The organism is Synechococcus sp. LTW-G, from assembly GCF_054459035.1.
In genome coordinates, this window is sequence record NZ_JBTKYW010000012.1 from 16,831 (window position 1) to 32,209 (window position 15,379).

At 62.1% G+C, this 15,379-nt stretch carries 14 protein-coding genes and 1 pseudogene; 9 read left to right on the forward strand and 6 right to left on the reverse strand.

Annotated features, from left to right (window positions below; genetic code table 11):
• The first annotated feature begins 54 nt into the window (after positions 1-54).
• Both ACXIQ9_RS12310 and ACXIQ9_RS12315 read left to right on the forward strand, forming a co-directional pair.
• On the forward strand, positions 55-792 hold the full coding sequence (locus ACXIQ9_RS12310; protein WP_296418815.1) for a phosphoadenylyl-sulfate reductase: 738 nt from the start codon (positions 55-57) through the stop codon (positions 790-792).
• Complete coding sequence (locus ACXIQ9_RS12315; RefSeq protein WP_424175179.1) at positions 793-1,449, forward strand: type III pantothenate kinase; 657 nt, start codon at positions 793-795, stop codon at positions 1,447-1,449. It begins immediately after the preceding gene.
• Here the strand turns inward: ACXIQ9_RS12315 and bcp are convergent.
• Positions 1,442-1,909 (reverse strand): thioredoxin-dependent thiol peroxidase, encoded by a 468-nt coding sequence (bcp, locus tag ACXIQ9_RS12320; RefSeq protein ID WP_010313098.1) that lies wholly within the window; start codon positions 1,907-1,909, stop codon positions 1,442-1,444. The two genes, ACXIQ9_RS12315 and bcp, sit on opposite strands and share 8 nt — an antisense overlap.
• 130 nt (positions 1,910-2,039) lie before the next feature.
• Here bcp and ACXIQ9_RS12325 point away from each other — a divergent pair, with 130 nt between their 5' ends.
• Together ACXIQ9_RS12325 and ACXIQ9_RS12330 are read left to right on the forward strand one after the other, a co-directional pair.
• Positions 2,040-2,582, forward strand: a complete 543-nt coding sequence (locus tag ACXIQ9_RS12325) for a 4'-phosphopantetheinyl transferase family protein (RefSeq protein ID WP_459016823.1) — start codon at positions 2,040-2,042, stop codon at positions 2,580-2,582.
• A 98-nt stretch (positions 2,583-2,680) separates the two neighbouring features.
• Positions 2,681-3,361: an alpha/beta hydrolase gene (locus tag ACXIQ9_RS12330; RefSeq protein ID WP_247479551.1), complete on the forward strand. Its 681-nt coding sequence runs from the start codon at positions 2,681-2,683 to the stop codon at positions 3,359-3,361.
• Between the two features lie 59 nt (positions 3,362-3,420).
• Here the strand turns inward: ACXIQ9_RS12330 and ACXIQ9_RS12335 are convergent, their stop codons facing one another.
• Positions 3,421-5,604 carry an AAA family ATPase gene (locus ACXIQ9_RS12335; protein ID WP_459016824.1) on the reverse strand — a complete coding sequence of 728 codons (2,184 nt, stop codon included), beginning with the start codon at positions 5,602-5,604 and terminating at the stop codon, positions 3,421-3,423.
• 86 nt (positions 5,605-5,690) lie between these two features.
• Here ACXIQ9_RS12335 and ACXIQ9_RS12340 point away from each other — a divergent pair, with 86 nt between their 5' ends.
• Together ACXIQ9_RS12340 and ACXIQ9_RS12345 are read left to right on the forward strand one after the other, a co-directional pair.
• Positions 5,691-6,815 (forward strand): efflux RND transporter periplasmic adaptor subunit, encoded by a 1,125-nt coding sequence (locus tag ACXIQ9_RS12340; protein WP_459016825.1) that lies wholly within the window; start codon positions 5,691-5,693, stop codon positions 6,813-6,815.
• Positions 6,816-6,827: 12 nt separating this feature from the next.
• The gene (locus tag ACXIQ9_RS12345; protein WP_247479546.1) at positions 6,828-10,091 is read left to right on the forward strand and encodes an efflux RND transporter permease subunit; all 3,264 of its coding nucleotides are present in this window, start codon (positions 6,828-6,830) and stop codon (positions 10,089-10,091) included.
• Positions 10,092-10,097: 6 nt separating this feature from the next.
• Here ACXIQ9_RS12345 and ACXIQ9_RS12350 read toward each other — a convergent pair whose 3' ends face one another.
• From ACXIQ9_RS12350 to ACXIQ9_RS12360, 3 genes are all read right to left on the reverse strand, one after another.
• The gene (locus ACXIQ9_RS12350; RefSeq protein ID WP_459016826.1) at positions 10,098-11,738 is read right to left on the reverse strand and encodes an alpha-D-glucose phosphate-specific phosphoglucomutase; all 1,641 of its coding nucleotides are present in this window, start codon (positions 11,736-11,738) and stop codon (positions 10,098-10,100) included.
• Between the two features lie 65 nt (positions 11,739-11,803).
• Positions 11,804-12,232: a hypothetical protein gene (locus tag ACXIQ9_RS12355; protein ID WP_296418780.1), complete on the reverse strand. Its 429-nt coding sequence runs from the start codon at positions 12,230-12,232 to the stop codon at positions 11,804-11,806.
• A gap of 45 nt (positions 12,233-12,277) precedes the next feature.
• The gene (locus ACXIQ9_RS12360) at positions 12,278-12,403 is read right to left on the reverse strand and encodes a hypothetical protein (protein ID WP_256463396.1); all 126 of its coding nucleotides are present in this window, start codon (positions 12,401-12,403) and stop codon (positions 12,278-12,280) included.
• A gap of 398 nt (positions 12,404-12,801) precedes the next feature.
• Here ACXIQ9_RS12360 and ACXIQ9_RS12365 point away from each other — a divergent pair, with 398 nt between their 5' ends.
• The 3 genes from ACXIQ9_RS12365 to ACXIQ9_RS12375 all read left to right on the forward strand — a co-directional run bounded on the left by ACXIQ9_RS12365 (position 12,802) and on the right by ACXIQ9_RS12375 (position 14,856).
• On the forward strand, positions 12,802-12,975 hold the full coding sequence (locus ACXIQ9_RS12365) for a hypothetical protein (protein WP_198001890.1): 174 nt from the start codon (positions 12,802-12,804) through the stop codon (positions 12,973-12,975).
• Between the two features lie 125 nt (positions 12,976-13,100).
• Positions 13,101-13,970: a hypothetical protein gene (locus ACXIQ9_RS12370; protein WP_459016827.1), complete on the forward strand. Its 870-nt coding sequence runs from the start codon at positions 13,101-13,103 to the stop codon at positions 13,968-13,970.
• Positions 13,971-13,977: 7 nt separating this feature from the next.
• On the forward strand, positions 13,978-14,856 hold the full coding sequence (locus ACXIQ9_RS12375; protein WP_459016828.1) for a LysR substrate-binding domain-containing protein: 879 nt from the start codon (positions 13,978-13,980) through the stop codon (positions 14,854-14,856).
• Here ACXIQ9_RS12375 and ACXIQ9_RS12380 read toward each other — a convergent pair.
• Positions 14,853-15,083: pseudogene (locus ACXIQ9_RS12380) on the reverse strand (phospholipase D-like domain-containing protein); the annotation flags it as partial. The gene ACXIQ9_RS12375 and the pseudogene ACXIQ9_RS12380 sit on opposite strands and share 4 nt — an antisense overlap.
• Positions 15,084-15,379 lie beyond the last annotated feature (296 nt).

Sequence of the window (15,379 nt, forward strand, 5' to 3'; positions counted from 1 at the left end):
GAAGAAGACCAGGGCGAACCCTAACCATCTCCCCCCACATTGGAAGATGGTGCGATGACCACGTCTGCCAACCCTTCTGCGCCCAGCTTCGACACCCAGCAGGCCTGTGAGCAGCTGCGGTCGTTGAGTGCGCTTGAGCGCATGCGTTGGGGGTTGGAGACCTTTGGTGATGGCTTCGCCCTGACCACCAGCTTTGGCATTCAGGCTGCGGTCTCGCTGCACCTGGTCAGTCAGTTGGAGCGCCCGGTTCCGGTGATCTGGGTGGACACGGGGTATCTGCCCCCGGAGACCTATCAGTACTCCCAGATGCTGGTGGAGCATCTGGGCCTCAAGCTGCATGTGGCCCAGTCCGGCGTCAGTCCAGCGCGCATGGAGGCTCTCCATGGCCGCCTTTGGGAAACCGGTCAGGTGGAAGACCTGGAGACCTATCACCGCATTCGCAAGGTCGAGCCCCTGGACCGGGCGCTCAACGACCTCAAGGTCACCTGCTGGGCCAGTGGTGTCCGCGGCGGCCAGACCGATCACCGCAAAGCGATGGAGCCCGTCCAGCTGGTCCGTGGCCGCTGGGCCCTGCGCCCCTTGCTGGATTGGAACAACCGCGACGTCTTCTATTACATGCAGGAGAACGGCCTGCCCCAGCACCCTCTGTTCGATAAGGGCTACTCGACGGTCGGCGACTGGCACTCCAGTGCCCCCGATGACGGCAGCACCAGCGGACGGGCCACCCGCTTTGGCGGTCTGAAGCAGGAATGCGGCATTCACCTGCCCGGGATGGCCGGCGAGGGCATCTAAATGGCCGAGCTGTTGCTGGTGGGCAACAGCCGATGGCACTGGGCGGAGCGCTCGCCCTCGGGCCTGCGCTGCTGGGATAGTCCGCCCCCGGATCCAGACGAGGCTTGGTCAGCGCCGCCACTGCGGGCTTGGGCCGCGGTGGGTGCTCTCCCCGCTGCCTTGGCCTTGCCGGAGGCGCAGCGCTTGCGGCTGGAGCAGGTTCCCCTGGCCGAAGCCCCCGCCTGGCTTGGCATTGATCGCGCCCTGGCGGGCTGGTGGGCGTGGCGGCAGCAGCAGGGAGCGGTGCTGGTAGCCGATGCCGGCACCAGCTTGAGCCTCACCCTGGTGGATGAGCAGGGACGCTTTGCTGGCGGCCGTTTGAGCGCGGGCCTCGCGCTGCAGCTGCGCAGCCTGCATCAGGGAACCGCGCAGTTGCCGCTGACCCAGCCCGACGCCGAGAACCTGCCGCCCTGGCCGAGGGAGACCGCCGCTGCCATGGAGGTGGGCTGTCTGCAGGCCATGGTCGGTGCGGTCAATCAGGCGATGGAGCAGCTGGAGGACGGCTGCACGCTTTGGCTGACCGGCGGCGACGCCCAGCGCCTGGCCCCCTGGTTGAACCCGAGTCCGTTGGTTGTGGCCCCTCAGCTGTGTCTGGAGGCCCTGGATCAGCTCAGCTGAGGCCGAGGTCCTGAAGGATGTCGTCGGCCATCGAGGCCGCCTTCACCTTGAGGTAAGCCTTCTCGATCTTTCCTTCGGCATCCACCACAAAGGTGTGGCGCATCATGCCCATGTACTCGCGGCCCATGAATTTCTTGAGGCCGTAGCTGCCGTAGCTCGCGGCTACGGGGCAGGGCTCAGCGTCACTGAGCAGGGTGAAGGGCAGGTCGTACTTGCTGATGAATTTGCTGTGGCTGGTGGCGCCGTCCTTGCTGATCCCCAGCACCGCGATGCCGTGTTTCTCAAAGCTGGCCCACTGATCGCGGAAGTTGCAGGCTTCCTTGGTGCAGCCCGGGGTGTCGTCCTTGGGATAGAAGTAGATCACCACCCGCTGCCCCCGGAAGCTGCTGAGGCTGACGCTGTTGCCGCTTTGATCAGGCAGGCTGAATTCCGGTGCGACGTCTCCGACCTGCAGGGCCATGGGGGGTGAGGGTTCAACTGGCGGGAGCCTAGAAGGACTGCCAGCGCAGGCGCCCCAGCTCTGGCTCAGCCCACTGGCGCAGCCCTCTGCTGCAGGCCTGTCCCCCCAGGAGCAGCTGTGGTGTGCGGCCTTGCCCGCTGCGCTCCAGCCCCGATATCGCTCCAGCCGCCAGCAGCTCCGCGCCCGCCTGGCTGCTTTGTTTGCGGTCTCTGCAGAGTCCATTCCCCTCTGCAGCCCCCCTGGCGAGGCGCCGCGGCTGGGGGCGGGCTGGGGATTTGTGAGCTTGAGCCATAGCGGTGAGCAACTCCTGCTGGCCTGGTCCCCCTGGGCGGTGGGGGTGGACCTGGAGCGCCGCGACCGCGTGCTGCAGGCGGACCTGTTGGCCCAGCGTTTTTTCCCGCCTGAGGAGAACCAGGCGTTGCTAGCGCTGCCGGCGGAGGCGCGTCGCCTGCAGGTGTTGCGCAGTTGGGTGCGCAAGGAGGCGGCGATTAAGTGGATGGCGTCCTCCATCGCGGAGGAGTTGCGCCATTGGTATTGGGATGACACCAAGCAGGAGTTAATCCACCTGCAACGGGGCCTCAAGCCCCCCTCGCTTTGCCTGGAGTCCGGCGGCTGGCTCTGCGCGCTGGTGGGGGATGGCGCGGGCGATACCCAGTGGGCTGAGGGCGGCTGAGTTTGTTTTTTACGCAGCCGATTCTTAAAACAAACCAGAGTTGCCGTGTCGCGTCCCACGGGACTCGCCATACCGGGGATGTCTTCCTCTGCAAACCCATGCGCAAGGCACTCCTTCCCTTGGCTGGCGTTGGTTTCCTGATGGCAGGCCTGTCTGCGCAGGCCATCCCTCAGAACGGCCCCACCACCATCAACTCCGATCAGTCCGGCGTCGGCTTCGGCGCTCCGACCTTCATCCAGCCTTCCGGTCTCCCCACCCAGACCGCCCGGACGGTGAGCAACGGTTTCGTTCGCTCCAACACCCTGCTGCCCCTGGGCGGTAACGAGGTGATCGACAACCCTGTTCCTCGCAACCTCTCCGACCTGTCCGGTTGGTCCAAAGATCAGCTCCAGGCTGGTCTTCAGCAGGAATACTCCGTGGATGTGGCCGCTGTGGCTCGCTTCCTGTATTCCCCCAAGGGTGAGCAGTTCCTGAAAGAGAGCATTCAGGAGAACAACTACACCCCCTTCTACAGCCAGCAGAACAGCCTGCAGGCCGTGCGTAGCGCCATCATTCTCGACTCCGCCGACGGCAAGCTGTCGAGCTACGGGATGATGAAGCAGCTCCCCACCGACCAGCGCCTCCAGGGCTCGATGAAGGTCTGTGATGTCAACAGCATCGAGAACAGCCAGCAGGCCACCTCGCTGCTCAGCTGGTACATGAACACCCCGGCTTGCATCGCGGCTTACACCGCCGAAGCTCCCGAGCCGGTCAAGCAGCCCGTTCGCGGTCTCTGGTGATCCAGCGGATCGGTTGATCCATCCCAAAGCCCCGGCATTGCCGGGGCTTTTTTGTCGTCTTAGTCCGAACGGCGAGCGCTGAGGAGTCGATGCTCCAGCAACTGCGGCAGCGTCCCCTTCAGGCGTTGCTGGAGCTCGGCCTTGAGGCGATCGATCTCAGCTGGGCTGAGCGTTTGACTGAGCTGCTGGCGGTAGGGGGCATCCGCTGCAAACCAACGGGCGAGCAATCCCTCGTTAATCGGTAGTGCCAGCCGTTCCTCCCACGCTCTCCACTCCAGGGTCCAGCCCTGCTGGATCAGGGCGGCCTCGAGCGCGCTGGGCTCGGGTTGGGGCCTGAGGATGGTCTGCTCGATCGTCATCACTCTCTCCAGCAGGACGGCCAATGCATCGGTGGGCGTTCCCGCGTGCTTCAGTCCTCCCGCGGGACCCAGCTGGGGCTGGCTGAAGAGCAGGCGCAGGCGGGCCTTCGGTGCAGCGAGTGCCGTGAAGGCGGCAACTGCGGCCTCGAGTTCCTCGGGGCTGCTGTGTTTGAGCGGATGCCGGCTGGCAATCCATTCGAAGCGTTGGTCGCTTCCCTCGAGTGCGCTGAGGTCTGGGATCAGTTGGGGGCGCTCCAGGCTGTCGAGAACCTCCAGTTGTGTGCCCAGTCGCGTTTGATCGGCGCTGCTCGCGGCGTGGATCACCACACCGCCTTCGGGGCAGCACTGCAGGGGATCGAGGGCCCAGAGCAGGGAGCGGGCCTCGAGCACGAGTACCCGGTCATGCCGTTGCCAAGGGGCATCAGCCCAGAGCTCCTGGCGCAGGCGATCAAGCCGTTCCCCTTCGCTGCCGGACTGCCGTTGAATCCAGCGCTCGAGCTCGGGGTCATCCGGACCGCTGCTGAGCATCTCGCCGAGTTCCTGCTGATGCTCAACGGCCGCGGCGAGCTGGGCGGCACGTCGCTGCTGCAGCCGTTGGCGGCGCTCCCCTTCCCAACCCAGGGTTCCCGGCTGCCAGAAGACCTGCCCCTGGAGATCGCTGGGTAGGTATTGCTGGGCGACCCAGTGCTCGGCGTAGGCATGGGGGTAGCGGTAGCCGACGCCATCGCCGAAGGCCTTGCCGTCGCGGTTGGCGTCGCGCAGATGGGCAGGCACCGCCTGGCGGTTGCTGGCTTTGACGTTCTTGAGGGCGTCAAAGAAGCCGAGCAGGCTGTTGCTTTTTTCGGTGGAGGCCAGATAGAGCGCCGCCTGGGCCAAGGGATAGAGGCCTTCCGGTAAACCCACCCGCTCGAAGGCCGCGGCGCAGGCCTCAACGACCACGACGGCTTGGGGGTCCGCCAGGCCGATGTCTTCCCCGGCGGAGATCAGCATGCGCCGGAAAATGAAACGGGGGTTCTCCCCGGCTTCGATCATCTTCGCCAGCCAAAAGAGAGCGGCATCGGGGTCGCTGCCGCGCAGGGACTTGATGAAGGCGCTGATGGTGTCGAAGTGGGCGTCCCCTTGTTTGTCGTAGAGAACGGCCCGCTGCTGAATGGACTCTTCGGCGATGGCCAGGGTGATGACGATCTGTCCCTCGCCATCGGGCTCCGTCGTCTCCACCGCCAGCTCCAGCGCATTGAGCAGGCTGCGGGCATCGCCGCCGGCCACCTCGACGAGATGTGCAGCTGCCTCAGGACTGATCTGGACGGGCCGCTCTCCATAACCCCGTTCCCGATCGCGCAGGGCCCGCTCGAGCAGTTGATGCAGGTGCCGGTTCTCGAGGGGCTGAAGCCGAAACAGCCGTGAGCGACTGACCAGGGCTTTGTTGACCTCAAAGAACGGGTTTTCGGTGGTGGCTCCGATCAGGGTGACCGTGCCGTTTTCCACCCAGGGCAGCAGTGCATCCTGTTGCGCGCTGTTGAAGCGGTGCACCTCATCAATGAAGAGCAGGCTGCGCAGGCCGTGCTGATCGAGCCGGCGCTTGGCTTCATCGACCTCGTGGCGCAGGTCCTTCACGCCGGCGAGGACGGCATTGAGACTGCTGAAGTGGGCCCGGGTGGTGGCCGCAATGATCCGGGCCAGGGTGGTTTTGCCGACGCCCGGTGGGCCGTAAAAAATCAGGTTGCCGACACGGTCGGCATTAATGGCACGCCGCAGCAGTCGACCGGGTCCGAGGATCTCCTCCTGGCCTTGAAAGTCGTCGAGGCTCCTGGGCCTGAGGCGATCAGCCAGGGGGGCATGGTGCTGGCGCAGCTGCTCACCGTGATGGCTGAAGAGATCGCTCAAGCCGCGCCGAATGAGGTGTCGATCTCCATCATCCGCGGGACAGAACCCTTCAGCATCCCTAGGTTGCGGATTCCTGAGTCACTGTCGTGCGGCGCCTGCTGGCTCCCCTGCCGTTGTTGCTGTTGTTGGTGGGCTGTGGGCCCAAGCAACCCCAACGCCAGCCGACGGCCGTTCAGGTCCAAACGATTGGTTCGGCTGAGTTCAATCCATCGATTGATGTCATCAGTCGCTTGAGCTCGACCACCGATGTCTCGCTCAGGCCCGAGGCCGATGGCCGGGTCGTGAAGATCCTGGTGAAGCAGGGGCAGAAGGTGAAAGCGGGCGAGCCGATTTTGGTGCTCGACAACGTGCAGCAGACCGCGGCACTGGATTCGGCCAAGGCCGAGGCGCGCAAGGACCGCCTTAATGCCGAGCGCTACGTCTTTTTGAATGAACAGGGCGCTGTTTCCACCAAGCAGCGGGATGCTTACGTCACCCAGGCGATTCAAAGTGCCGAGCGGGTGCGCTCCGATGCCGCCACTCTGGGATACAAGTACGTCACCTCTCCCATCGATGGAGAGATTGGCGATCTCGACACGGTGAAGCTCGGCGATTACGTCCGCAAGGGGCAGGCGATTACCGGGATTGTTGATAACTCCACCCTCTGGACGTTGATGGATGTTCCTGCGACGGAAGCCTCGCGCGTCGCACTGAACCAGCCGGTTTTGCTGCGCACCCAGGGCAATCCGCCGGTGGAGGGGAGCGGCAAGGTGGTCTTTATCTCTCCCTATTTCGGCGTCAGCGGCAACAGCTCTTCGCCCAACACGGTGTTGGTGAAGGCGGCGTTCCCCAACCTCACCGGCAAACTCAAGACGGGCCAGTACGTCTTGAACCGGATCATCACCGGAAGCCAGCAGTCCCTCTCGGTGCCGGTGTCGGCGGTGTTGATGCAAGCCCAGCAGCCTTTTGTTTACCGGATCGTTCGTCTCTCGGAGGCCCTGCCCAAGATCAAAGCCTCCAAGACCGTCCCCGAAAAACAGAAAAAGTGGCTGGCCTCGATGCCCGGCTCGACGCCAATCGTCGTGCAGACGTCGGTTCAACTGGGCGATCTCCAACACAACCGCTACCCCGTGCGTTCGGGCTTGAAGGCTGGGGATCAGGTGGTGGTCAGCAATACGGCTCTGCTGCGAACGGGTTTGCCCGTGACCATCGCTCCGGCCAGCAAGCCCTAGGGAGCAGCTGCGATGTCGCTCTCGGATCGGTTTATCAAGCGCCCGGTGCTCACCACGGTGTGCAGCATCTTGATCGTGTTGGTGGGATTGATTGCGATCCCCACCCTGCCAATCGAGAACCTTCCCAACATCGCTCCACCGCAGATCCAGGTCACGGCGAATTACAGCGGGGCGAACTCCCTAGTGACGGAGCAGGCGGTCACCAACGTTCTCGAGCAGCAGATCAACGGCGTGCCGGGAGCGGCCTACATCTCCTCGCTGACGACCAACACCGGTGCCAGCACGGTCAATGTCTTTTTTGACGAAGGCACTGACATCAACATTGACCAGGTCAATGTGCAAAACCGTGTGTCCTTGGCGATGCCCCAATTGCCATCGCAGGTGAGCAACACGGGGGTCTCGGTGATCCAAACGACCCCCTCGATCCTGTTGGCTTATCAGGTCTCCTCCTCGGAGGGGCAGTTCGATCGCGCCTATCTCAATGGCCTGATCTACGAGCAGCTCTACTACCAGCTAGAGCGCATTCCAGGGGTTGCCCAAGCGACCTTGTTTGGCGGGAGTAACCCGGCCTTTTGGCTGTTCGTCGATCCGAACAAGCTCACGGCCAACCAGCTGACCGCTGATCAGGTGGTCTCGGCTGTTCGCAGTCAGAACTCTGTCGCCATTGGCGGCCTGGTCGGTGGTCCACCGGCGGGGGGAAATCAGCTCTTCACCTATCCGATCTTGGTGGAGAACAATGGCAACTTGGTCTCGGTTGATCAGCTCAACCAGTTGATCGTTGGTCGCTCTCCCCAGGGCAATCTGCTGCGCTTGCAGGACGTGGGAGAAGCCACCTATGGCTTCAACACCTTTGCGACGGAAGGGAGTGATATCAATGGCTACCCCGCGATCACCGTCGGCGTTTATCAGACCCCCGAGAGCAATGCCCTGCAGGTGAGCGAGGCGGTGGTGAACCTGATGGATCAGTTCCGCGCTCAGGTTCCTCCGGGGGTGACGGTGCAGCAGATCTACAACGTCGGGCAGTTCATTGAGTCCGCCGTTGGAGGGGTCACCGACGCCCTGGGCCTAGCGATTGTGTTGGTGCTGGTGATCCTGTTTCTGTTCCTGCAGGACTGGCGCGCCACGGTGGTTCCGAGCCTGGCGATTCCGATCTCCTTGGTGGGCACCTTTGCCTTCATGAAGGCCTTTGGTTTTTCGATCAATCAACTCACCTTGCTGGGCCTGGTCTTGGCCACGGGCCTGGTGGTGGATGACGCCATTGTCGTGATTGAAGCGGTGGCCAAAAACCTTGAGCAGGGAATGAAACCGCGTCAGGCCGCCCTCGAATGCATGGGCGAATTGATCGGAGCGATCATTGCTTCCTCGCTGGTGCTGATGGCGGTGTTTGTGCCGGTGGCGTTTTATCCCGGTGGGATCGGCATCATCTACCGCCAGTTCGCCTTGACGATCGCGTTCTCGATCGCGATCTCGACCTTTAACGCTCTGACCTTCTCGCCGATGATGGCGGGGCTGATCTTGAAGACCGAGAAGCCTCCCCGCCCAGAAGGCTGGCGTTGGACCGTGGCTGGTCTGGTGATTGGGCTTGGTTTTGGAAAATTCAGCGCCGCCTCCTTTGGCCCCCTGGCCTATGTCGTGGGGATTGCGGGGTTTGGCTTTGCCGGCAGTCGGCTGGCTCTGATCTTTGATCGCTTCAATGCCTTTTTTGCTCGCTTGGAGCAGGGCTATGGGCGTCTCCTCCACTGGCTGATCGACCGCCGGCGTTGGATCTTGATGGGTTTGGGGGCTGGGATTGTGACCACCGCCATTGCCTTCAATGCCCTGCCCACGGCCTTCATCCCTGAGGAGGACCAGGGCTATGGCCTGGGGATCTACCAACTTCAGAACGGAGCGTCCCTCTCTCAGACCCAACAGGTGGGCATGCAGATCGCCGAGGTGCTCAAGCAGGAGAAGAACATCACAGCAGGCAGTGTGATCAGTGGTGCTGGGTTTAACGGCAATAGCCCCGATCAAGGTCTGTTTTTCTTTGGGCTGAAGCCCCTGGATGAGCGCTCAGGCTCCGAAAATAAAGCCCCGGCGATTGTTGATCGCCTGAATGCCAAGTTGTCCCGCTTCAGCAGTGGCCTGGCGGCGGCTTCTCAACCCCCAGCCATCCCAGGGTTTTCGGCGCAAGGGGGCTTTTATTTCCAGTTCAACGACCTCAGTAATGGTGCCTATACCTTCACGCAGTTGGATCAACTGGCGGAGCAACTGGTCAGCCAGGGGCAGGCCAGCGGAGCCTATTCCAACCTCTATACCCAGTTTGTTCCAAGCGCTCCAGCCTTTGGACTGAAGATCGATCGATCGATTCTGGGTGCGCTGAATGTCGACTTTCAGCAGGCCATGCAGACGATCGCCATTTTGGCGGGTGGTAACTACTCCGGTCTCACCTATGAGAGCGGTCAGGTGCGCAACATCTATGTCCAGGCCGAGCCCGCTGGTCGCCAGGGGTTGGAGAACATCCTGAGTTACTACGTGCGCAACCGCGACAACAAGTTGGTGCAGGTCTCGGAGTTCGCCTCGTCTGAACTCTCCAGTGCACCGCCGGTCATCAGCCACTACAACCTCTACCGAACGGTCTTGATTCAGGGTGTTCAGGCCTTGGGTAAGAGTTCTGGTCAGGCGCTCAGTGCGATCCAACAACAATTCAAGGCCCTTGATTTCAACAACATCGGCTATGCCTTTACGGGGATTGCCGCTCTACAGCTCTCGGCCGGTAGCGCCAGCGTGTTGGTCTTTGGCCTGGGGGTGTTGTTTGTCTATCTCGTGCTCTCTGCCCAGTACGAGAGCTACGTCACTCCGGTGATCATCCTGATGACGGTGCCCTTGGCGATGCTCGGTGCCTTGGCGTTCCTCTCCCTGCGCTCGATTGATCTCAATATCTATGCCCAGGTGGGCTTGGTGACCTTGATTGGTTTGGCCGCGAAAAACGGCATCCTGATCGTTGAGGTTGCCGAGCAGCATCTGGAATCGGGGATGTCCTACGGCGAGGCTGCCATTGCCGCAGCCGAGTCGCGGATGCGGCCGATCTTGATGACGGCCATCGCCTCATTGGCGGGCTTCTTCCCGTTGGTGGTGGCCACCACGGCGGGAGCCAACAGCCAGCAGTCCCTCGGCACCGTGATCTTTGGTGGCCTATTGGTCGCCACGGTGCTGTCGCTTGGGGTGGTTCCGCCGTTCTATGTCGCCATCAAACACTTGGAGGAGCGCTGGTTTGGCGCTCCAACGGCGCGGGGTTAGGGCTGATCAGGTGATCACGGTCGGGCGGTCCATGCCCGTGCGGGACTTGATTTCAGCCAGGGCATCGGCTGCAGTGATCAGGTCGGCCAAGGCGGCCTGGGGATCCTGGTTCAGATCACCGCTGCTGGGCACATAGCTCTCGAGGTAGAGCCGCAGGGTGGCGCCTTGGGTGCCGGTGCCGGAGAGGCGGAAGACAACGCGGCTGCCGTCATCCAGCAGGATCCTCAGGCCCTGGCCGCTGGTCAGGGAGCCATCCACCGGATCGCTGTAGCTGAAGTCATCGGCCGTGCTGATGCGGCGGCCGGCGAAGTCCTGGCCCACCAGTGAGGGCAGCATGCCCTTGAGGCGGTCGTAGAGGCCATGGGCCTTCTCGCTGGCGATCGCTTCGTAGTCATGGCGCGAGTAGTAATGCCGGCCGAAGCGCTTCCAGTGGGCATCCATGATCTCGGCTACCGAGCAGCGCTTGCTGGCCAGGATTTGCAGCCAGAAGAGAACGGCCCAGAGTCCGTCCTTTTCACGGATGTGGTTGCTGCCGGTGCCGAAGCTCTCCTCACCGCAGAGGGTGATGCGATCGGCATCCAGCAGGTTGCCGAAGAACTTCCAGCCGGTGGGTGTCTCGAAGCAGGCGATGCCGAGCTCCTTGGCGACGACGTCCACGGCGGCGCTTGTGGGCATGGAGCGGGCGACGCCCGAGAGCCCTTGGGCATAGCCCGGCGCCAGCGTGGCATTGGCGGTCAGCACCGCCAGGCTGTCGCTGGGGTTTACGAAGCAGCGGTTGCCCAGGATCATGTTCCGGTCGCCATCGCCATCGCAGGCTGCGCCAAAGCGATAGGCATCGCTCTCCATCAGGAGCTCGGCCAGATCGTGGGCGTAGGTGAGGTTCGGGTCGGGGTGGCCGCCACCGAAATCCTCCAGGGGCTTGCCGTTGCGGACTGTCCCTGCGGCTGCCCCCAGCAGGCCCTCGAGCAGTCGGGTGGCGTAGGGGCCCGTGACGGCGTGCATCGCGTCGAAGGCGATCGGGAAGTCGTCTTGAATCAGCGCCTTGATCTGATCGAAGTCGAACAGCTTCTGCATCAGGGCGATGTAGTCATCAACCCCATCAATCACCTCCAGGCGGAGATCTCCCACCGTCTGCTGGCCGACGGCATCGAGGTGGACCGGCGCGGACTCGAGGATGCGGTAGCCGTCCAGGGTCTGGGTGCAGGCGTAGATCGCGTCCGTGAGGGATTCGGGGGCCGGACCGCCATTGGCGCCATTGACCTTGACTCCGAAATCACCGTCGGGACCACCGGGGTTGTGGCTGGCCGAAAGGATGATTCCGGCCGTGGCTTGGTGCTGGCGGATCAGGTTGGAGGCGGCCGGGGTGGAGAGGATTCCGCCGCTGGTGGTGATGATGCGGCCCACACCGTGGGCGGCGGCCATGCGGGTGATCACACCAATGGCTTCACGGTTGCCGAAGCGGCCATCGCCACCGACCACCAGGGTGCCGCCTTGGATCCCGGGAACCGTGCGCAGGATCGCCTCGATGAAGCTCTCGAGGTAGTGGGGCCTTGCGAACTGACGGCTGCTCTTGCGTAGCCCCGACGTGCCTGGTTTTTGATCGGAGAAGGGGGTCTCGAGAGCGATCTGCCGCACGCCGCTGGTCATCGGTGAGAGCCGAGGGGGCACCAAGTTAGACCGATGTTCTTGATTCCAGAGGTGATGCGGCGGAACTAGCTGCCGCCAAAGCCAAAGCCGCTCTTCTTCTGGCTGTCAGGGGCTTGGGGCTGGTTGGCTTCGGGCTTGGCCAACTCCAGGCTGCGGCAGACCAAAAGCAGGCGCTGGGCTGGATCGCTTAAGGCTTCCCGCCGTTGATAGCTGTTGCTTGCGGCGGGTTTGGCTTTCTCAAGGATGCTCCAGAGCAGGTCCTTGCAGCTGGCGGGAAGTCGGGGGTGATCCATTAGTGGATCGGCGAGCTCTCGGGACCGTGAGCAGCTGGCGGCGCTGTTGTCACGGGCGCAGCTGATGGTGATCAGCTGCAACTCCTTCAGGCTTTCTTCGCTGGGGAAGGGAACGTAGGGGTCAGCCGCCAGCCCCGCTCCGCCGCTCAGAACTGCAGCAGCGGCAAGGGGCAGGGGCAGCAGCTGACGCAGGGACACCATGGGGCCGGGCTCACTGGCATCCATCTTGGATCGAAATCGCGGCGCCTAGCCCAGAACCATTTTTTTGCTGCGCGCGGGATGCAGCAGATCAATCATCAGGGTGTTGATCCATCCGTCCTGCTTGCTCTGCCAGAACAACAGCAGATAGTGCCCTTTGCGTTGGATCCGCATGGCTAGAGCAGCGGGGTCACTCTCAAGTAACGCGGCTCTGCGTGGCAGGGCTCAAAAGCTCTGCTTTGGTTTCAACAGTTGGAAGAGACTGTGTTCCTAGGACTGTTGAAAGCCGGTGTTTATACCGATAGCGCAGCGCAGCTCTGCTCCATAACGTGTGTGCATCTCCGATGGGGATGGGGAACTGAAGGCGCTGGGGGGCCAGCGTCTTTTTTATGGCTCAGGACGCTGAAGAGACCGGTTTTTTTACTCATGGTGTTGCTCTGCGAGCACTCCTAGAACAGCAGCAGACACCAACAGAACGCCCCTGTTCGGGCGCTCGGGTGCCAAGGGCGGCCAACAGGCCGCCCTTCTTCATGGCCCCTGGCTAAAAGGGAGGCTCCATTGCCGTGGGAGCGATGCCTCTTCTGCCGCGCTGGCGCTTCATGACCGATGAGGCCAAGGCTTTAACCAAGCGCGTTGCTGTCTCTGCGGTGGCCTTGCTGCTGGCAGCGCTGTTGCTCCGTGCCCTGCTGCCCTGGATGCTGCTGGTCCTGCTCCTCTGGGGGCTTTGGCGCTGGCGGCGGGGCTAGCAGCCTTGGGTGCGCCATCGTTTTGTATCTGCCGGTACTAACGGGGCCAGGCGATCTATAGGTTTTCTAACGATGGACTTGGGTGACTGACTTGAGGCAACCAGTCGAGCCCTGGGCTTCAACTCATGTTTGACCCGTTTGGTCTGTCCTGCCTGGATTACTTGATCTGGCTGCGCTCAGGTCAGGAGGCCACGCTTCGCCTCTCCTGCAGTCAATCCACCATTTCCCGTAACGCGAAAGCTGTCGCCGAATCCCTTGGCCTGGATGCCCGCAAGCTCGAGGGGGAGTGGAGCCTGGATGGGGATCTCTCGCTCCTGAATGCCGAGAGGGAGGTGCATCAGCTCGCTCGCTGGCAACGGAAGGATGCCCTGCGCATTGACGGGATCTACGGGGCTGGGGCGCCCTATCTCGAGGGTCTCTCTGATCCTTGGGTCTGCGGTCGATCGAACTTCATGGGGATTCCCTATCCCATGGTGTTGCTCAGCCAGTCGATCTTGGATGTCTGGATCGGTTGTCATCCCGATCTGCCGGAGGACGACGACAGGTTTGCGGTGATCCCCCTCAGCCGTTACCCCGCCTATTTCTTGGTGGATCGTGCACACCCTCTGCTGGAGTCGCCAGGCGATTTGACCCTGGAGGATTTGCGGGGATTCCCGGTCCTTTCCCTGCCCGATGGTGCGTTTCCGAAGATGCAGCAGCACCTGAAGGGCTTGGGCTTGGCGCGCACTCCAGTGGGAACGACGCGCCATGACCCGCGCCGTTGGGAGGGGCGCACCGAGGATCAACTCACCATCAGCTACGGCAGCCCCCACACCGTGGCCTGTTTCGCTGGGGCCAAGGTTGCTTTGCCTCTCTCCACAGGGCTGACCTTGGGGGATTCCCTGGTGGTGAAGCGCCGTTTCGCGGAGAGCGACGCCTTTGTGCAGCTCGTGGCTCAGCTGCGTGCGCGGGCTCAGTCCCTTTCGGCGTCTCGCCCTGAGCTGGTCAGTTGTTGAGCGGCTAATGATTGGACTTGATGAACTGGATTGCCTGGATTACCTGATCTGGCTGCGCACCGGTGATCGGGTGGCCCAACGGCTCAACTTGGATCAAGCCTCGGTGTCCAGAAAGGCGCGGCGTGCCGCGGTGGCCTTTGGCTTGGAGGCCAGAAAAGCCGAGGGTGAATGGGAGCTGGAGGGGGATTGCACGCTGCTCGATTTAGAGCGGCAAGTTCACCAAGATTGCCGCTGGAAAAGGGACCTCCCCCTGCGAATCGACGCTCAATATTATTCCGGCCCGCTATTGCTCGATCAGCCCCCCAAGGGGTGGCTCTGTGGCGCCTTTGATTGTCTTGATGTCACCACTCCTTTGAGTCTGTTGAGGCGTGGTGTTCTGGATGTTTGGATTGCCGGCTTTCCTGATGTACCAGGCGACGATGATGATCAATTCGCTGTTATTCATCTCGATCGTTTGCCGACCCATTTGGTGGTCTCCCCCGGTCACCCGCTGACCCGCCTGGGCTCAGCCATCACCCTGGAGGATGTCCGGAAATTTCCCTGCTTGGCGTTGCCCGACGGAGCGTTTCCGAAGTCTCAGGAAGCGTTCGAGGGATTGGGTTTGTGGAACTCCCCCTCGTCGGTCCGCCGTTATTCCTATGAGGCCTGGGAAGGCCGAACCGCCGATGAAGTCACGGTCGGCTACGCCCATGCCTTTTCTCTTGGTCTGTACCGCACTCCAAAAGTGATCTTGCCGATTGAGATTCCACTGAGGGTTGGCGACAGCGTTGTGGTGCAGCGTCGCTTTGCAACTCATCCGCGATTTCTGGCGTTGCTCGAGCACTTGCGCGCGCGCCTGGAGTCCATGCGTTCGGCCTACCCCGAGCTCGAGATCCTGCCGGCCTAAATCCGCTCCACGCCACTGCCGCAGCGCTGGCGGTTGCGTTCGAGTTTGCGCCGCAGTCGTTCGGTGATGCCCAGATCGGCAGTGCGCCAGAGGCGATCCATCTCACGGGTGAAGTGGGCGGCAACCTGCGGGGAGCGGATCACCAGCAGCACCTAGTCGTTTTGATGGGCGGCGGAGGGGCTCCAGTTGAAGCTGCCTGTGATGACGATCTTGCCATCGATTGTTGACTATTAGCTAATTATAAGCTTGAACATTTCTGAATATCTGCCTAGTAAGTGGATAAAACTTTCACGTGTCTTATCGTAAAAGCTGCGAGACGGATCATCTGAAATTATGAAGTTTCAGAGAGGCATTAAAGAATTCCAGGATTTTGAATCCATCCATAAGACGAAACCTGATTGTTCATAGCCTCGATGGATGCGTCACCAGAGGTCATCGCAGAAATCTGACCAACCGTTAGATCACCACCGATATACAACGCTTCGAGAGAACCAGCACCATAGATTCCTATCCCAGTCACGCC

Bases quoted from the DNA above. Each gene is read 5' to 3' on its own strand.
- ACXIQ9_RS12355 (WP_296418780.1), bottom strand. From the start codon at position 12,232: ATGGTGTCCCTGCGTCAGCTGCTGCCCCTGCCCCTTGCCGCTGCTGCA.
- bcp (WP_010313098.1), bottom strand. From the start codon at position 1,909: ATGGCCCTGCAGGTCGGAGACGTCGCACCGGAATTCAGCCTGCCTGAT.
- ACXIQ9_RS12375 (WP_459016828.1), top strand. From the start codon at position 13,978: ATGATTGGACTTGATGAACTGGATTGCCTGGATTACCTGATCTGGCTG.
- ACXIQ9_RS12360 (WP_256463396.1), bottom strand. From the start codon at position 12,403: ATGCGGATCCAACGCAAAGGGCACTATCTGCTGTTGTTCTGGCAGAGC.
- ACXIQ9_RS12345 (WP_247479546.1), top strand. From the start codon at position 6,828: ATGTCGCTCTCGGATCGGTTTATCAAGCGCCCGGTGCTCACCACGGTG.
- ACXIQ9_RS12315 (WP_424175179.1), top strand. From the start codon at position 793: ATGGCCGAGCTGTTGCTGGTGGGCAACAGCCGATGGCACTGGGCGGAG.
- ACXIQ9_RS12350 (WP_459016826.1), bottom strand. From the start codon at position 11,738: ATGACCAGCGGCGTGCGGCAGATCGCTCTCGAGACCCCCTTCTCCGAT.
- ACXIQ9_RS12370 (WP_459016827.1), top strand. From the start codon at position 13,101: ATGTTTGACCCGTTTGGTCTGTCCTGCCTGGATTACTTGATCTGGCTG.
- ACXIQ9_RS12330 (WP_247479551.1), top strand. From the start codon at position 2,681: ATGCGCAAGGCACTCCTTCCCTTGGCTGGCGTTGGTTTCCTGATGGCA.
- ACXIQ9_RS12310 (WP_296418815.1), top strand. From the start codon at position 55: ATGACCACGTCTGCCAACCCTTCTGCGCCCAGCTTCGACACCCAGCAG.
- ACXIQ9_RS12365 (WP_198001890.1), top strand. From the start codon at position 12,802: ATGCCTCTTCTGCCGCGCTGGCGCTTCATGACCGATGAGGCCAAGGCT.